The sequence below is a fragment of the Isoptericola croceus genome (assembly GCF_029382255.1).
In the GTDB taxonomy this organism is placed as follows: Bacteria; Actinomycetota; Actinomycetes; order Actinomycetales; family Cellulomonadaceae; genus Isoptericola; species Isoptericola croceus.
In genome coordinates, this window is the sequence record NZ_JARLLG010000331.1 from 1 (window position 1) to 267 (window position 267).

A 267-nucleotide genomic window follows, 5' to 3' on the forward strand; every position below is an offset into this window, starting at 1 on the left:
CAGTTTTGAGATGATGTCCCCACTCTTAGAGGCATCAGCTTGAAGATTACTGTTGTATTGCTGCAAGCTGGTGTTGTACTCCTGCAGTCTTTTGTTCGTGTCTTGGACCATTTTCAGTTGCTCACTAAACCGTTTTGCTTCATGGCTGACTCTTTCCAGGTCCACCGACAGCAAGTCGAGGGACGCCTCAGCCGATTCCCTTTGCTGCCTCTCCTTCTCGTAGGACTCCACAGCAAGCATCCTGTCGGCCTTCTCCTTGTTGAAGCT

General features: G+C 50.2%; 1 protein-coding gene. It reads right to left on the reverse strand.

The genetic code is table 11. The features are described 5' to 3' along the window. On the reverse strand, positions 1-231 hold a 231-nt coding region (locus tag PZC42_RS24780), incomplete at its 3' end, for a hypothetical protein (RefSeq protein ID WP_277214214.1). Between the last annotated feature and the right edge of the window lie 36 nt (positions 232-267).